Annotated in this window: 16 protein-coding genes; 6 read left to right on the forward strand and 10 right to left on the reverse strand. The window is 72.0% G+C overall.

What is annotated here, in order from left to right:
* The first annotated feature begins 189 nt into the window (after positions 1-189).
* The 4 genes from ACIG3E_RS20930 to ACIG3E_RS20945 are packed head-to-tail and all read left to right on the forward strand — an operon-like array spanning position 190 to position 3,879.
* Entirely contained in the window at positions 190-1,332 is a 1,143-nt protein-coding gene (locus tag ACIG3E_RS20930) for an aliphatic sulfonate ABC transporter substrate-binding protein (RefSeq protein ID WP_399618399.1), read from the forward strand.
* Between the two features lie 42 nt (positions 1,333-1,374).
* The gene (locus ACIG3E_RS20935; RefSeq protein WP_399618401.1) at positions 1,375-2,184 is read left to right on the forward strand and encodes an ABC transporter ATP-binding protein; all 810 of its coding nucleotides are present in this window, start codon (positions 1,375-1,377) and stop codon (positions 2,182-2,184) included.
* Positions 2,171-3,079, forward strand: coding sequence for an ABC transporter permease (locus ACIG3E_RS20940; protein WP_399618404.1), 909 nt, complete (start codon positions 2,171-2,173; stop codon positions 3,077-3,079). Before ACIG3E_RS20935 ends, ACIG3E_RS20940 begins: the two co-directional genes overlap by 14 nt.
* 5 nt (positions 3,080-3,084) lie before the next feature.
* Positions 3,085-3,879 carry a sirohydrochlorin chelatase gene (locus tag ACIG3E_RS20945; RefSeq protein ID WP_399618407.1) on the forward strand — a complete coding sequence of 265 codons (795 nt, stop codon included), beginning with the start codon at positions 3,085-3,087 and terminating at the stop codon, positions 3,877-3,879.
* Positions 3,880-3,886: 7 nt separating this feature from the next.
* Here ACIG3E_RS20945 and ACIG3E_RS20950 read toward each other — a convergent pair whose 3' ends face one another.
* Positions 3,887-4,540, reverse strand: a complete 654-nt coding sequence (locus ACIG3E_RS20950; RefSeq protein ID WP_399618409.1) for a DsbA family protein — start codon at positions 4,538-4,540, stop codon at positions 3,887-3,889.
* Between the two features lie 260 nt (positions 4,541-4,800).
* Between ACIG3E_RS20950 and ACIG3E_RS20955 the strand changes: the two genes are divergently transcribed.
* Positions 4,801-5,706, forward strand: a complete 906-nt coding sequence (locus ACIG3E_RS20955; RefSeq protein ID WP_399618412.1) for a transglutaminase family protein — start codon at positions 4,801-4,803, stop codon at positions 5,704-5,706.
* A gap of 12 nt (positions 5,707-5,718) precedes the next feature.
* Here ACIG3E_RS20955 and ACIG3E_RS20960 read toward each other — a convergent pair whose 3' ends face one another.
* The 6 genes from ACIG3E_RS20960 to ACIG3E_RS20985 form a co-directional block, all read right to left on the reverse strand.
* Positions 5,719-6,105: a DUF4440 domain-containing protein gene (locus ACIG3E_RS20960; protein WP_399618415.1), complete on the reverse strand. Its 387-nt coding sequence runs from the start codon at positions 6,103-6,105 to the stop codon at positions 5,719-5,721.
* On the reverse strand, positions 6,102-6,668 hold the full coding sequence (locus ACIG3E_RS20965; RefSeq protein ID WP_399618417.1) for a DUF1697 domain-containing protein: 567 nt from the start codon (positions 6,666-6,668) through the stop codon (positions 6,102-6,104). The genes ACIG3E_RS20960 and ACIG3E_RS20965 overlap by 4 nt, the downstream gene beginning before the upstream one ends.
* A 109-nt stretch (positions 6,669-6,777) precedes the next feature.
* Positions 6,778-7,986: a S8 family serine peptidase gene (locus tag ACIG3E_RS20970; RefSeq protein WP_399618419.1), complete on the reverse strand. Its 1,209-nt coding sequence runs from the start codon at positions 7,984-7,986 to the stop codon at positions 6,778-6,780.
* A gap of 303 nt (positions 7,987-8,289) precedes the next feature.
* Positions 8,290-9,354, reverse strand: coding sequence for a CDP-alcohol phosphatidyltransferase family protein (locus ACIG3E_RS20975; RefSeq protein WP_399618421.1), 1,065 nt, complete (start codon positions 9,352-9,354; stop codon positions 8,290-8,292).
* 277 nt (positions 9,355-9,631) lie between these two features.
* Positions 9,632-10,873 carry a macrolide-inactivating glycosyltransferase gene (gene mgt, locus ACIG3E_RS20980; protein ID WP_399618423.1) on the reverse strand — a complete coding sequence of 414 codons (1,242 nt, stop codon included), beginning with the start codon at positions 10,871-10,873 and terminating at the stop codon, positions 9,632-9,634.
* Positions 10,874-10,962: 89 nt separating this feature from the next.
* Positions 10,963-11,424 carry a MarR family winged helix-turn-helix transcriptional regulator gene (locus tag ACIG3E_RS20985; protein ID WP_399618427.1) on the reverse strand — a complete coding sequence of 154 codons (462 nt, stop codon included), beginning with the start codon at positions 11,422-11,424 and terminating at the stop codon, positions 10,963-10,965.
* Between the two features lie 181 nt (positions 11,425-11,605).
* Between ACIG3E_RS20985 and ACIG3E_RS20990 the strand changes: the two genes are divergently transcribed.
* On the forward strand, positions 11,606-12,655 hold the full coding sequence (locus ACIG3E_RS20990) for a hypothetical protein (protein WP_399618429.1): 1,050 nt from the start codon (positions 11,606-11,608) through the stop codon (positions 12,653-12,655).
* 38 nt (positions 12,656-12,693) lie between these two features.
* On the opposite strand, the gene ACIG3E_RS20995 is transcribed toward ACIG3E_RS20990, so the two are convergent.
* From ACIG3E_RS20995 to ACIG3E_RS21005, 3 genes are read right to left on the reverse strand one after another with little or no spacing between them, the layout of a single operon-like run.
* Positions 12,694-13,980, reverse strand: coding sequence for an ABC transporter substrate-binding protein (locus ACIG3E_RS20995; protein WP_399618431.1), 1,287 nt, complete (start codon positions 13,978-13,980; stop codon positions 12,694-12,696).
* Positions 13,980-14,819 carry a carbohydrate ABC transporter permease gene (locus ACIG3E_RS21000; RefSeq protein ID WP_399618434.1) on the reverse strand — a complete coding sequence of 280 codons (840 nt, stop codon included), beginning with the start codon at positions 14,817-14,819 and terminating at the stop codon, positions 13,980-13,982. The genes ACIG3E_RS20995 and ACIG3E_RS21000 overlap by 1 nt, the downstream gene beginning before the upstream one ends.
* Entirely contained in the window at positions 14,816-15,748 is a 933-nt protein-coding gene (locus ACIG3E_RS21005; RefSeq protein WP_399618437.1) for a carbohydrate ABC transporter permease, read from the reverse strand. The genes ACIG3E_RS21000 and ACIG3E_RS21005 overlap by 4 nt, the downstream gene beginning before the upstream one ends.
* Positions 15,749-15,876 lie beyond the last annotated feature (128 nt).

Raw genomic sequence — 15,876 nt, forward strand, 5'->3', positions numbered from 1 at the left:
GCCGCGTGGGCAGCGGCGCCCTCGGCGCGGGGTCCGGCGGCGTCACGCGATGTGTGCGATGACGTACGCGCACCGCTCGCGCGCCCTCACCCCCCGCCGTCCCTTCGCACGCAGACGAAGATCCGCCGACATCCACCCGGCCGCACCCTGAACCGTGCTCCCGCCGGGCCAACGAGAGGAACCCCTCCCGTGCCAGCCATCCGCACCTTCGGTCCCCTTGCTCCCCGTGCGCGCCGCGCCGGCCGTCTGGCCGCCGTCGCCGCCCTCCCCCTGCTCGCGCTCACGCTCTCGGCCTGCGGATACGGCTCGGACTCCGACAAGGACGACGGCGGCAAGGCGAAGATCGCCGCCGACGCGAAGAAGATCGAGGGTCTGGACGAGGTGAAGATCGGCTACTTCCCGAACCTCACCCACGGCACGGCGCTCGTCGGCGACCACGAGGGCCTGTTCCAGAAGGAGCTGGGCGCCACCAAGGCGTCGTACGCGCAGTTCAACGCGGGTCCCTCGGAGATCGAGGCGCTCAACTCCAAGTCCATCGACATCGGCTGGATCGGCCCGTCGCCCGCCATCAACGGCTACACCAAGTCCGACGGCGAGAACCTGCGCATCATCGGCGGTTCGGCGTCCGGCGGCGTGAAGCTCGTGGTGAACCCCAAGAAGATCAAGTCCCTGGACGACGTCAAGGGCAAGAAGATCGCCACCCCGCAGCTCGGCAACACCCAGGACGTGGCCTTCCTCAACTGGATCAAGGAGAAGGGCTGGAAGGTCGACGCCCAGAGCGGCAAGGGCGACGTCTCCGTGGTCCGCACCGACAACAAGATCACCCCGGACGCCTACAAGTCCGGCTCGATCGACGGCGCCTGGGTGCCGGAGCCGACCGCGTCCAAGCTGGTGGCCGAGGGCGCGAAGGTGCTCCTCGACGAGGCCGACCTGTGGCCCGGCAAGAAGTTCGTGATCACGAACGTCATCGTGCGCCAGCAGTTCCTCAAGGACCACCCGAAGGTCGTCGAGGCCGTGCTGCGGGGCGCGGTGAAGGCGAACCAGTTCATCGAGGACAACCCGGCCAAGGCCAAGGCCGCCGCCAACGCCGTCCTGAAGCAGCACTCCGGCAAGGCCCTGCCCGCGGAGGTCCTCGACCCGGCCTGGAAGTCCATCCAGTTCACCAACGACCCGCTGGCGGCGACGCTCGACACCGAGGCCGAGCACGCCGTGAAGGCGGGCCTCCTGGAGCGCCCCGACCTCAAGGGCATCTACGACCTGGGCCCGCTCAACAAGGTCCTGAAGGCGGCGGGCGAGCCCGCGGTCGACGACGCCGGCCTCGGCGTCAAGTAACCCGCCATCGCCCACAGTTCAGGTTCTCAGGAGGTGACGACCATGGGCACGACGCTGGCCAAGGCACCGCGGGGCGCCGCACGGGCCGCGCACACCACGGACGCGGGCGGGGTCGCCGCGCGCATCGAGCACGTCTCGAAGTCCTTCGCCACACCGGCGGGGCGGCAGCTCGTCCTGGACGACATCACGCTGGACGTCGGCCAGGGGGAGTTCGTCACCCTCCTGGGGGCCTCGGGCTGCGGGAAGTCGACGCTGCTCAACCTCGTGGCCGGGCTCGACCGGCCGAGCGCGGGCAGCATCAGCACCGACGGACGCCCGGCCCTGATGTTCCAGGAGCACGCCCTGTTCCCGTGGCTGACCGCGGGCAAGAACATCGAGCTCGCCCTGAAGCTGAGCGGCCTGGCCAAGGCCGAACGCCGTCCCAGGGCCGAGGAGTTGCTGGCGCTCGTCCGCCTGGAGGGCGCGTACGGCAAGCGCGTGCACGAGCTGTCCGGCGGCATGCGCCAGCGGGTCGCGCTGGCCCGCGCGCTCGCCCAGGACAGCAAGCTGCTCCTCATGGACGAGCCGTTCGCGGCGCTCGACGCCATCACCCGGGACGTGCTGCACGACGAGCTGACCCGGATCTGGCGCGAGACCGGCGTCTCGGTCCTGTTCGTCACGCACAACGTCCGCGAGGCGGTACGGCTCGCCCAGCGCGTGGTCCTGCTGTCCTCGCGGCCCGGCCGGGTGGCGCGCGAGTGGACCGTCGGCATCGAGCAGCCGCGCCGCATCGAGGACACGGCCGTGGCCGAGCTGTCCGTCGAGATCACCGAAGAACTGCGTGGGGAGATCCGCCGCCATGGGCAGCACTGACACGACGACCCCCGCGCCACCCCAGGGCGACGGGCACGACACCCACGACCTGGCGGGCCTGGAGGCGGGCCTCGACGCCCTGGACACCGTCCAGACGCGGCGCGCCCCGCTGCGCGAGACGCTGGTGCAGAAGGTCCTGCCGCCGGTCACGGCGGTCCTGCTGGTCCTGGTGGTCTGGCAGATCCTCGTCTGGGCGGAGGTGACCGACAGCTACAAGCTGCCCTCGCCGGACGCGGTGTGGCAGGAGGTCGAACTCGCCTGGCGGCAGGGCACCCTCATCGACTACATCTGGACGTCCGTCTCGCGCGGCATGCTCGGCTTCCTCATGGCCCTGGCCATCGGCACGCCGCTCGGCCTGCTCGTGGCGCGCGTCCGCTTCGTCCGGGCGGCCATCGGGCCCGTCCTGTCGGGGCTCCAGTCGCTGCCGTCCGTGGCGTGGGTGCCCCCGGCGGTGATCTGGCTCGGCCTCAACGACAAGATGATGTACGCGGTGATCCTGCTCGGCGCCGTGCCGTCGATCGCCAACGGCCTGGTCGCGGGCGTGGACCAGGTGCCGCCGCTGTTCCTGCGGGCGGGCCGCACGCTCGGCGCCACCGGGCTCCGCGGGACCTGGCACATCGTCATGCCCGCGGCGCTGCCCGGGTATCTGGCGGGCCTGAAGCAGGGCTGGGCGTTCTCCTGGCGGTCGCTGATGGCCGCCGAGATCATCGCGCAGTCGCCGGACCTCGGGATGGGGCTCGGCCAGCTCCTGGAGGCGGGCCGCACCAACAGCAGCATGTCGCAGGTCTTCCTCGCCATCCTGCTGATCCTGGTCGTCGGCGTCGCCATCGACCTGCTGATCTTCAGCCCGCTGGAGCGGTGGGTCCTGCGCAGCCGCGGCCTGTTGGTGAAGTGATCACGATGCGCACCGCCGCCTCCCCCGCACTCCTGGTCATCGCCCACGGCAGCCGCGACCCGCGGCACGCCGCGACGGTGCGCGCGCTGGTGCGCCGCGTGCGGGCGCTGCGCCCGGGGCTGCGGGTGGAGGTCGGCTTCCTCGACTTCGACGCGCCCGCCGTGCCGGACGTCCTCGCGTCCCTGGCCGCCGCCGGCGTGCGGGACGTCGTCGCCCAGCCGCTCCTGCTGACCCGCGCCTTCCACGCGAAGGCCGACATCCCCGCCGTGCTCCGCGCGGCCCCGGCCGGGATGCGGGTGCGGCAGGCGGGGGTGCTCGGCCCCTCGCCGCTGCTGCTCGCCGCGCTCGAACAGCGGCTGTACGAGGCGGGGCTCGACCCCGCCGACAAGGCCACGACCGGGGTGGTCCTCGCCTCGGCGGGCTCCACGGACCCGGAGGCGATCGCAGTGATCGCTGACATCGCGCGGGAGTGGCGGCGTACCGGTTGGTGCGCCGTGCGGCCTGCGTTCGCCTCCGCGGCGCTGCCCCCGACCGGGCGGGCCGTCCACCTCCTGCGGGGCGTGCCCGGGGTGCGGCGGGTGGCCGTCGCTCCCTATGTACTGGCTCCCGGGTTCCTGCCCGACCGGATCGCCCGGGGGGCCGCCGAGGCCGACGTGCTCGGGGGTGTGCTGGGGGATTCGCCGTTCGTCGCCCGGGTGCTGCTCGAGCGGTTCGACGCGTGCCGTCGCTTCGCGGCGGACTTCGCCCACCCGTCGGAACTCTTCGCAGCAGGGCTGCTGGACCTGCCCGCCGTCGGCTGACCGCCCCTCAGCTGAAGTCGAGCCCGCCCGTCCGCGTCCGCTTCAGTTCGAACAGGTCCGGGTGGCCCGCCAGGACGCGGAAGCTGTCGAAGAGGCGGGCCGCCTCCTCGCCACGCGGTATCGCCCGCAGCACCGGGCCGAACCAGACCGTGCCGTCGACGTGGACCGTGGGCGTGCCGACGTAGGCGCCGGACTCCGGCTCCTTGCCCGCGTCGTGGCTGCGCCGCAGTGCCTCGTCGTGCTCCGTGCGGGACGCGGCCTCGCCGAGCTCCGCCGGGAGGCCGACCTCGGCGAGGGCCTCGCGCACGACCGCGCGGAAGTCCTCGTTCCGCCGCTCGTGGATGCGGGTGCCGAGGGCCGTGTACAGGTCACGCAGCACCTCCTCGCCATGCGCTTCGGCGGCGGCCGCCACGACGCGGACGACACCGAGCGACTTGTCGACGAGCTCCCGGTACCAGTCGGGCAGGTCGTTGCCCGCGTTGTGCAGGTACAGGCTCATCACGTGGAAGCGCAGGTCCAGGTCGCGGTGGCGCTCGACCTCCAGGAGCCAGCGGGAGGTGATCCACGCGAAGGGGCAGGCCGGGTCGAAGTAGAAGTCGACGCGGGTCGCCGTCGTGGCGGCGTCGGCGGTGGGTGTCGGGCGGGGCGCTGTGGTGGTCATGGCCGTAACACTAGCCAGGGGTGGCGCAGCGGAATGGTCCACTTTCCGTGGCTTTTCCTGGGCCAATCACGACCGGGCACAGCGGCCCGGCGGCCCGCTAAGCGCTTCGCTGGAATTGCCGCGATGGGCCGTTGATCGCCTGCGGGACCGTCGTGGCTGGTCGCGCCCGCGCGGCGGAGCCGCATATCGGCACAGCCCCGCGCCCCTTTGGGGCGCGCTCTCTGGACCTTGCCCCAAGGGCAGACCTCAGCCTGTCCGGCATGGACAGTGACTACCTGAAGCACAGCCCGTACAGCATCCCCGGCCCGCACCTGGACGCCCTGCTCGGCCCGGAACCGCTGCCCCGCTCCCCCGAGGCGCTGGCCGCCCTGGTGCGGGGTGTGCTGATGCACCGCGAGGAGCGGGAGAGCTGCGGCTGGGCGGTGCCCGACGAGCGGCTGCACGGGGACGCCGAGTCCCGGTACGCCACGGAGATCCTGCGCGTCCTGCGCGAGCGCGGCGACACCCCGCTCACCGAGGAGCGCGGGCCCGCGGCGCGGTTCGTCGCCACCTGCCGGGACTTCGCGCTGCTGCTGTGCGCGCTCCTGCGCGAGACCGGCACTCCGGCGCGGCTCAGGGGCGGCTACGGCACGTACTTCCAGGCGGGGTTCCACGACAACCACTGGGTGACGGAGTACTGGTGCGAGGGGCGCGGCTGGGTCCTCGCCGACCCGCAGGTGTACGGCGACCTGCACGACACCCCGTTCGACCCGCTGGACGTGCCGCGCGACGCGTTCCTGGTCGCCGGGGACGCCTGGCGGGCGTGCCGGGAGGGGCGCGCGGACCCGGAGACCTTCGGCGTGTTCACCCTGCCCGAGATCAAGGGCCTCGGGCTCGTGCGCGCCGACGTGGTGGCCGACCTCGCCGCGCTCGGCGGCGTGGAGCCGCTGCCGTGGGACGGCTGGGGGCTGATGGAGAAGGACGAGGCGGAGGTCACGGCGGAGGACCTCGCGCTGCTCGACGCCGTCGCCGCCGTCACCTCGGCGGCCGGGCACGCCCCGGACCCGGGGCGGCCCGACGCCGTGCGGCGGCTGCTCGCCGACCCGCGGCTCGCGGTGCCCGCCGAGATCGTCTCGCACACGACCTACCGCGGCGACCGCACCGTCACGCTGCCGCGCACGGCGTGAGCGCCCGCCCCGTCAGCCGTCGCCGCCCGCCTCGGAGCGCGTGAACGGCGTGCCCTGGTGGAACCAGAGCAGCCAGCCGTCGCCCGTGCGCCGCCACAGCGAACTGCGGTGCACCAGGCGGCCGTTGGTGTCGGTGTCGAACGTCAGGTGCACCACGTCGTCGGCGAGCTGCACGCCCCGCATGCGGGAGGTCGTGACCGGCCGGGCGCCGGGCTCGGGGCTCGCGGTGAGGACCCGGACGATCGACGCCCGGTCCCAGCGCGCGCCCGAGGCGCCGAACTCGGTGAACTCGGGGTGCAGCAGATCGCCGAACAGCTCGGGCGAGGCCCGCACCTCGGGGTCGAGCAGGCGCAGCTCGTTCTCGATGGCCGCCTCCACGGCGGGCGAGCGGTCGGTCATCGTCCGGCTCCCGGGGTCTCGGTCAGCTCCGCGAGCTTGGTGACGGTGTTCCAGTTGCGGGTGGTGGCGACGAGCCCCTTGGTGAGGGCGGGGCGCCCCAGAGCCACGCCGAGCCGGGACCGGCCAAGCCCTTCGGGCGCGTACAGATACAGGGCGCGCTCGCCGAGGCGGAACTCCTCCGGCAGGAAGCCCGCTTGGTCGAGCGCGGCGAAGCGGGCGGCGTCCACGGGCCCGGAGAAGTACGTGACGTGCAGCTGCCTGCCTTCGAGGTCGGCGGCGGGGAAGGGGCAGGCGTCGACCACCGCCCGCAGATACGCGTGGTCGCGCACCAGCAGGTCCACGCCGAAGCCGAACTCCTGCTCCAGGGCCGCCGCGAGCTCGGCCGCGAGGACGTCCTCGTCGCCGTGGTCCGCCGCGAACACCGCGTTCCCGCTCTGCAGGTACGTCCGTACGCCGGTGAGCCCGAGCCCTTCGAGGAGCGCGCGCAGCCGGGCCATCGGCACTTTCCTGCTGCCGCCCACGTTCACGCCGCGCAGGAGCGCCGCGTAGATCTTCGTCGCCATGCGCACACGATAAGGCGGCCGTCGCGCCCCGTGGGGGTGGGCACGACGGCCGCCGGTCCGAAGAGGGCCGCCGCCCCGCCGTGCGGCGGGGCGGCGGCCCGGCCGAGAACTACTCGACGACCTTCAGGAGCTTGTTGGGCGTGCCCTCGCTCGGGTTGGAGATCTTGCCCGGCGTCGCGCCGTCGGTCAGCGCCTTGGCGACGTCCGCGGGCGTGGCGTCGGGGTGCGCGGCCACGTACAGGGCGGCGGCGCCGACGACGTGCGGGGTCGCCATGGACGTACCGGAGATCGTCTTGGTGGCGTCGTCACCGGTATTCCAGTCGGAGGTGATGTCCGAGCCCGGGGCGTAGATGTCCACGGCGGAGCCGAAGTTGGAGAAGTCCGACTGCTGGTCGTCCTTCGTGGAGGAGGCGACCGTGATGGCCTCCTTGACGCGCGCCGGGGAGCCCTGGCTGGCGTCGCTCGACTCGTTGCCCGCGGCCACCGCGAAGGTGACGCCGGAGGCGATGGACTTGCGGACGGCCTCGTCCAGGGCCTCGTCGGCGCCGCCGCCGAGGCTCATGTTGGCGACGGAGGGGCCCTTGTGGTTCTTGGTGACCCAGTCGATGCCCGCGACGACCTGCTCGGTGGTGCCGGAGCCCTGGTCGTCCAGGACGCGCACCGCGACGATCTTCGCCTTCTTGGCGATGCCGTGCGCCGAGCCCGCGATGGTGCCCGCGACGTGGGTGCCGTGGCCGTTGCCGTCGTCCGCGTTGTCGTCGTTGTCGACCGCGTCGAACCCGGAGACCGCGCGGCCGCCGAAGTCCTTGTGGCTGACGCGCACGCCGGTGTCGATGACGTACGCGGTCGCGCCCTCACCGGCCTGGTCGGGGTACGTGTACTTCTTGTCGCCCGCCGTGTCGGCCTGGTCGACCCGGTCCAGGCCCCACGACGGCGGGTTGTCCTGGGTGGCCTTGATGGAGAACTTCTTGTTCTGCACGACCTTGCCGACGGCCGGGTCGGCGGCGAGGCGCTTGGCCTCGGTCTCGCTCAGGCCCGTGGCCGAGAAGCCGTTGACGGCCGAGGAGTAGGTGCGGTTGAGGTCGCCGCCGTACTCCTCGGCGAGGTCGGCCTTGGCGTCCTTGCTGGCCTTCTCGTCGAGCAGCACGATGTAGCTTCCGGCCACGGCGCCCTTGGCGTCGGTGCCGTACACCTTGCCCTCGGTGGGGGTCGAGGCACCGGCGAACGAACCGGCGAAGACGGTCACGCCGATCGCGGTGGCGGCGGTGGCTATCCCTGCGGTGAGCTTCATCGTGCGAGCGCGCTTGTGAGCTGCCATGAAGAGGCGTCTCCTCGTGGGGTGTTGTGGGGGGATGTGGTGCTTTGTGGGGTTGTCAAGCTTTCACTGCGACGCCCGGTTCGCTCCGAAAGAACTGAAGATCTCCGGGCGTTGGGACGAAACCCTGTCTGAATGACGCGCGCAGATCAATACCTTCATGCGGCTGTGACTTGTTCAACAAGGTTCTGTAATAACAAATCAACCCACCCATGACACTTCGGGCACCCCGCCCCTCCCGGCCCCCTCTGCGCCCTGCCCCTCCCCCGAGCGGGCAGGGCGCAGAAGACCCTCGGCGAGTGACGGCTAGGCCACAGCGGAGACCGGCTGCTCGAAGGAGTCGATCGTCCGCGTGAAGTCGCGGGTCGACAGGAGCAGCTTGTAGATGATGGCGAGTTCGAAGACGAGCAGCAGCGCGCCCGAGACGATGGTCGCCGGGATCACCGCGTCGAAGAGCGGACCGAGGATGAAGACGCCCATCTGGAACTCGACCCCGCTCACGAGGTGCGTGCGGATGCGGTGCCGCAGCAGGAAGGACCGCGCCCGCAGATAGGCGGGGAAGCGGTGCCGGAACTCCTGGTGGAGGTCGATGACTTGCTTGGCGGGCCGGGCGGGGGCGGGCGCGGGCGCGTCGCCCTCCGGGGACGGCCCGGCCCCCACCGGCACGGCCGCCCGGCCCGCGAGCGCCTCCGGCTCCCCGGGCACGCCCGCCCCGACGGCCTGGTCGCGCTCCACGTCCGCCTCGGGGTTCTCCCGCAGCAGGTCCTCCATGAACGCGAGCTCGGCCTGGTTCTCCGCCCGCCGCGCGGCCCGCACCCGTGCCTTGATCTGCTTGCGCATGGTGTAGCGGACCTTGAAGATCTCCAGGGAGTTGATGTACCGCAGCGTGTCGAGCCCGACCACGGCGAGCGCGAGCCAGACGTAGGTCACGTCCCCGGTGCGCTCGTACTGCCCGGCCATCAGGGCGACCCCGCACACCATCACGCGGATGCGGTCGAAGACGAAGTCGAGCCACGCCCCGAAGACCGAGCCCTGGCCGGTGAGCCGCGCGACCTTGCCGTCCATGCAGTCCAGGATGAAGCTCAGGTGGTAGATCACGGCGCCGAGACACAGCCACCGCCAGTCACCGAGGGCGAAGCACGCCGCGGAGCCGAGGCCGAGCAGGAACGCGCCCCAGGTGATCTGGTTCGGTGTGATCCGGGTGCGCAGCGCGGTCTGGCGGACGAGCGGCGTGGCGACGGGGTCGACGAGCAACACGGTCCACCAGGCGTCGCGCTTCTTCTCGGTGATGCGGCGCACCTCGGCGAGGGGCGGTATCTCCCGCGCCTCCCGTCGCTCGGCCGTGTCGCGCCGCGGGGACTGTTGTGACATGGGTCAACTTCCTGGCGTTCGAATGAAGTTCACCTCACGCTAGGAAGCCGTTGCCCCAAGGAACAAGGAGCGACCCATGCAACCTTTGACGGGGGGTAAGGGTCGAACCAGTGGGTCGGGTCCATGGATGTGCCAGCGCACACGCGCGTTACCCGAGCGTTATCGAATGACCCGGCCGTTACCGAATGACCTGACAGAGCGTTATGTCATGCCGTGTCGGGCCATGCCGCACCAAGCGCCAATCCCGGCCAACCAGGTCTGAAGCGCCACCAAACGGTCACGCGCCGACACCTCCCCTCTTCACGCCGCCGTCACGCCGACCGCGCACGATCTCCTCCTCGATGAGGTCGGCCGCCCGCCGCGTGCCGCCCTCCCCCGCCATCTCCGAGCGCACCTCGCTCAGCCTGCGCGCCACCTCCGGGTCGTCGACGAGCGCGAGCACCGCCTCGCGCAGCGTCCGCGCGTCGGCTTCCTCCATCGGCACATGGCGGGCGACGCCGAGGCCCTGGAGCATGTCGGCGTTGCCGAACTGGTCGACGGCCTGCGGCACGGCGACCATCGGCGTCCCGGTCGCGAGGCCCTCCTGGCTGCCGCCCGCGCCCGCGTGCGTGATGAAGGCGTCCGCCTTCCGCAGGACCGCGAGCTGCGGCACCCAGTGGCGCACCTCGATGTTGGCCGGTACGTCGCCGAGTTCGGCCACGTCGACGTGATTGCCTATCTGGAGCACTACATGCCATCCCGGCAGGTCCCCGAAGGCCTCGACGCACTCGCGGTAGAAGCCCGGCTGCTTGGTGAAGGACGAGCCGAGGGAGACGAGGAGCACCTTCTCCGCGTGCGCCGGGGGCTCCCAGTCGCCCTGCGCGGCGCGGTCGCCCTGACAGGCGCCGACGAAGGTGTGCACGCTCTCGTCGACCCGGTCGGCGTGCGGCTGGAGCGCCTTGGGGATCAGGACGAGCGAGCGGGGCGGGCGGCCGACGAAGGGGTCGGGGTGCTGGGTGACCCCGTTCTGCGTCAGCCAGTTCTCGAAGCGCTCGTAGTACGCCCGGCCGCGCTCGGTCCGCCGGGGCTCTGCCCACAGGGGCTCGGCGACCTCCTCCTCGTACCCCTCCCAGGCCACCAGGTTCGGCGAGAGCGAGACCTCGGGCACGCCCCAGCGGCGGGCGAGGACCCGGGCCGGGTAGGAGGCGATGTCGTGCAGGACGAGGTCAGGCTCGTCGCCCTCGTACGCCGCCGCCAGCTGCGGCAGGGCCTGCATGGCGTCGGCCAGGAACGGCTCCACGTTGTCGAGCAGGGTGTCGCCCCAGGCCTCCGGGTCGTCGTCCGGGCCGGGCAGGGTGGTGCGGTAGAGCACGGGCTCGGCGCCGGTCTCGGCGACCTTCTCCTCGAAGGCGTGCGGGATCGCGTACGTGACGCGGTGGCCGCGGGCCACAAGCTCCCGGATCACTTCCAGGCTCGGGTTCACGTGCCCGTGGGCGGCGATGGAGAACATGGCGATGTGGGCACGCTGGCGTGTGGTCATGAGCCGACCATAAACGAGACGATACGTATCGTGCAATCAATTTCAGGCACCCCGCGCGAGCACCCGCTCCAGGCCCTGCGGGCCGGGCGCTACTCGGCGAGCCCCCCGGGCCCCGCACCCGGGCCGCCCTCCGCGCCCGCGTTGTACCGCAGCAGATACTCCGCGAACCGCTCCAGATCCGGCCCGCTCCAGTCCGCGAGCCGCTCGCGGAAGGCGATCCGGCGGCTGTCCGTGACCTGCGCGAGCACCCCCTCCCCGCGCTCGGTCAGATGCAGCACGTGCACGCGGTGGTCGGCCGGGTCCTGGCGGCGCTCCACCAGGCCCGCCTTCTCCAGGGCCGCCACCTGCCTGCTGATGGTCGACTTGTCCAGCGTGTAGTGCGCGGCCAGGTCCGTGGCGCGGCAGCCCTGCTGGTACTCCAGATGACTCAGGAGGGTGAAGGAGACGAGCGAGAGTTCGGGGTGCATCCGCGCGGCGGTGGCGCGCGCTCGCCGCGCGAACGCGGTCATCTCCCGCTGGATCGTCTCGATCGCGTCGTCCCGGTCGGCCACGGCCCCTCCGCCTCCTCGCGTCCACCGCGCCGGGACCCGGTCGCACCCCGCGTCACGTGCCGCGCTTCCGCCCCGGCGCCAATGGTTGTACAGTACAACATGACGTAAGAGTTGTATATGCCAACCATCTCCGCCAACTATCTCTGCCGACTCTGTCCGCCGACCTTCTGGAGCGATCCGCATGCAGGCGCCTGCCCGTGGCCCCCTGCGCCACGTCCTCGTCCATCTCCTGACCCCGCTGCTGATGTGTCTGGGCATGGGCCTGGCCTATATGAGCGCGTTCGTCACGCCCGAACCGCACGACATGCCCGTCGCCGTCGTCGGTACGGACGCCCGCGCCCATGCCGTCGCCCGGTCCGTCGAGGCCGAGGCGGGCGACGCCCTCGACGTGCGGACGCTGGCCTCGCGCGCCCAGGCCGTCGACGCGCTGAAGTCCCTCGACATATCCGGCGCCTACGTCCCGGACGCCAGGACGCCCGAGCTGCTCGTCGCCTCCGCCGGATCCGACATGAGCGCGCTGGCCACCGAGAAGGTCTTCACCCCGGTCGCCGCCGCCCAGGGCGCTCCCCTGAAGGTCACCAACGTGGCGCCGCCGGTCCCCGACGACCCCACGGGCCAGGGCCTGTTCTTCCTGCTCGTCGCGGTGAGCATCGGCTCGTACGCGTCCGTCGCCGCGCTCGGTGCCGCCGGCGGCGGTCTGCGGATGCGGGCGCGCGCGGGCCTCGCCGTCGGCGTCGCCCTCGCCGTGAGCCTGATCGGCACGGCGCTGGCCGGGCCCGTGTTCCACCTCGCGCACCACGGCCTGTGGGGCGTGTGGGCCATGTCCTGGCTCTACTCGGCGGGCATCCTGCTGATCGGCGTGGGCCTGCACACGTTCCTCAAGCGCTGGACGACGCTCGCGATGATGGTCCTCTTCGTGATGCTCAACTTCACCAGCTCCGGCGGGCTCTTCCGGCCCGAGCTGCAGAACGGCTTCTTCGGCTCCCTGCACGCCTTCTGGAACGGCGCGGGCTTCGTCGAAGGCGTCCGCTCCCACCTGTACTTCGGCGGTCACGGCCTCGGCGGACACGTGGGCACGCTGGTGGCCTGGCTCGCCGTGGGCGCGCTGCTCACGGCGGTGGCGGGGCTCGTCGAGCGGCGGCGGGCCGCGGTGGCCGCCGCCCCGGCGCCCGCTGCGGCCGCCGACCAGGAGGAGCAGGAGGAGGAGATGGAGGAGTCGGTCGGCGTGTGAGGCACGGTGGGACTCCGGGGGCCGGTGGCCTCGCGGGCTCAGCGCTGATAGCGGCGCAGGACCAGGTTCCCGTCCTCGACCAGGCGCTTCTTCAGCTCGTCCAGGCCGATCGCGCCGCTGTAGTACTCCTGGAGCGCGGGCGTGGCGACCTTGTCCGACCACTCGGGGTAGCCGCGCACCGACTGCGCGGGGGCGGGGCGCAGGTGCCGGGCCAGGGCGGTGCCCGTCGCCCAGTCGTTCTTCCGCGTGCGCAGCGCCGGGTCCTTGAGGGCCTCCTCGCCGGTGGGCAGCATCCAGTCGCCGCGCGCGAGCCGCACCATGTTGGCGGGGCGCAGGAAGAAGTCGATGAACGCGGCCGCCTCCTTCTTGTACGGGCTGTCCTCGGCGACCGACAGGGTCTGCGGGCTCACGCCCTGCGCGAGCCCGTCCGCCCCCGCGGGCGCGGGCAGGACCTGCCACGCGAAGCCCTTCGGCGCCTGCTGGACGATCTGCTGGCGGTAGGAGAAGCCGAGCGGCACCATCGCGTACTTGCCGCCGAAGAAGCCGGGCAGCGTGTCCGAGCCGCCCATGCCGAGAGTGGCGCCGGACGCGCTGCCGTCCACGTTGACCTGGTCGTGGACCGTGCGCGGCACCACGGCGTCGGCGTCCTCGAAGCGGATCTCGGCCTTTCCGTCCGGGCGCCGGTGGAACAGCTCGCCGCCCGCCGAGAGCGACAGGTTGAGCGTGGCCGACACCGGCTCCTTCAGCGGCCAGGCCACCCCGTACTTTCCCTTCCCCGCGCCGAGCTCCCGCGTGACCGAGCGGAACTCCGGCCAGCTCCACGGCTTGTCCGGGGTCGGGATCCGGACGCCGGACTCCTTCAGCCACCGCGCGTTGGCGACGAGCACGCGCGGCTCCTGGAGGAACGGCACGCCGTACACCGTGCCGCCGAAGGTCGTCGTGTCCCAGCTCGCCCGGGGGATGTCGTCCCGCAGTCGGCGCGGCAGCAGCTTCCCGAGGTCGGCGAGGTAGCCGCCGTACGCGAAGTCCGCGAGGTCGTCGGACGCGTCGTGGATGACGTCGGGGGCCTCGCCTCCCTCGAAGGAGGTAAGGAGCTGGTCGTGGACGCTCGTCCAACTGCCCTGGACGTACTCGACCCTGACGTCGGGGTGGCGCGCGTTCCACTCCGCCACCAGTTCCCTGTTCGCCGCCACGGACTCCTGCTGCCAGGCGAGCGACTGGAAACGCAGGGTGATCCGGCCGCCGGAGTTCCCGCCGTCGCCGTCGCCGGAGCATCCGGCGAGCAGCAGGACGAGCGCGGCGGCGAGGGCGCGTGCGCGCCGCATCAGCTCTTCACCGCCCCGGCGAGCATGCCGCCCGTGATCCGCTTCTGGATGAGCGCGAAGACGACGAGCGAGGGCAGCGTCGCGAGGAACGCGGCGGCGGCGAGCGGGCCGAGGTCGGCCACGCCCTCCGCGCCGATGAAGTGCGTGAGGACGACCGGCAACGTCTGTTTCTCCGGGGTCTTGAGCAGGACGAGCGCGAAGAAGAACTCGTTCCACGCCGTGATGAAGGCGAACAGGGCCGTCGCCCCGATGCCCGGCGCGAGCAGCGGCGCGGTCACCGACACCAGCGTGCGCAGGCGCCCGGCCCCGTCGACCGCCGCGGCCTCCTCGAGCTCCACCGGCACGGCACGGACGTACCCGACGAGCATCCACAGCGCGAACGGCAGGGCCCACACCACATAGACCATGATCAGGCCCGGCAGCGAGTTGATCAGGCGCAGGTTCTTCAGGACGAGGAACAGCGGGATGATCACCAGGACGAACGGGAAGGCCTGGCTGACCACGACCCAGCCGGTCGCCGCCCGGGCGAGCAGCGTGCGGTGGCGCGCCATCACGTACGCCATCGGGGTGGCGATGACGACGGCGATCGCGGCGGCGCTGAGGGCGGCGATCAGCGAGTTGCCCGCGGCTTCGAGGAGCGGCTGCTCGTCGAAGGCCTGGCGGTAGTTGGCGAGGGTCGGGTCCTTCGGGATCCAGGTGGGGTGCAGGCTGGCCAGCTCGCGCGCCGGTTTGAAGGACGTGGAGAGCAGCCACAGGAACGGGAACACGAGGAAGACGAGGTAGGCGAGGAGCGCGAGGTACTGTCCGGCCCGCGCGGCCCCCTTCGTACGGGCGGTCATCGCTCGTCGGCTCCCCTCAGGCGGCCCACCAGGTACACGGCGAGCAGCACCGAGATCACCGCGACCATGACACAGCCCATCGCCGCCGCGTAGCCGAACTGGCCGTAGCGGAACGCCTCCTCGTACGCGAACAGCATCGGCAGCCGGGTGCGTCCGCCGGGGCCGCCGTTGGTGAGCACGTAGACCAGGGCGAAGGAGTTGAAGTTCCAGATGAAATTGAGCGCGGTGATGGAGAGCGCGATGGGTCTGAGGGCGGGCCAGGTGACGGTGGTGAAGCGGCGCCAGGCGCCCGCGCCGTCCATCGCGGCCGCCTCGTGCAGCTCGCGGGGCACGTTCTGCAGCCCGGCGAGCAGCGCCACCGTGGTCTGCGGCATGCCCGCCCAGACGCCGACGACGATGACGGCGGGCAGCGCGGTGCCGATGCCGGTCAGCCAGTCCCGGCCGTCGCCGAGGCCGAGGTCGCGCAGCGTCTCGTTGAGGATGCCCGCGTCCGGGTGGTAGACGAGCCGCCACATGATGCCGACGACGACCTCGGGCATCGCCCACGGGACGATCGCGAGCGAGCGGGCCAGCCAGCGGAAGCGCAGGTTCTGGTCGAGCAGGAGCGCGAGGCCGAGCGCGAGCAGGAACTGCGGCACCGTCACCCCGACCGCCCAGAGCAGGCCGATGCGGAACGAGTCCCAGAACAGCGTGTCGTGCCGCAGGTCCTGGAAGTTGAGGAGCCCGATCCACTCCGTGGGCTCGGTGCGGCCCGACTGGGAGTCGGTGAAGGCGAGCGCGATGCCGTAGAGCAGCGGGCCGACGCTCAGCACCAGGATCGGGAGCAGCGCGGGCAGGACCAGGAACCAGGCCCCGTGGTCCACGGCCCTGCCGGGGCGGGGACCTCGGGAGCCCTTGCCGTCCCGCGCCCGCGCGGTCGCCAACGTCACGGAATCGGCTCCTTCGGGCGGATGATGACGGTTTGGCCGACCCGGCGGCCTCCGTCATCGTGCTGACGCGGCCGGGATACGTCAAGCGACCGCGCACGCGAGAAGACCGGCTGGCCTGTACGAATGCG

Source organism: Streptomyces sp. NPDC053474 (assembly GCF_044544845.1).
GTDB lineage: Bacteria > Actinomycetota > Actinomycetes > Streptomycetales > Streptomycetaceae > Streptomyces.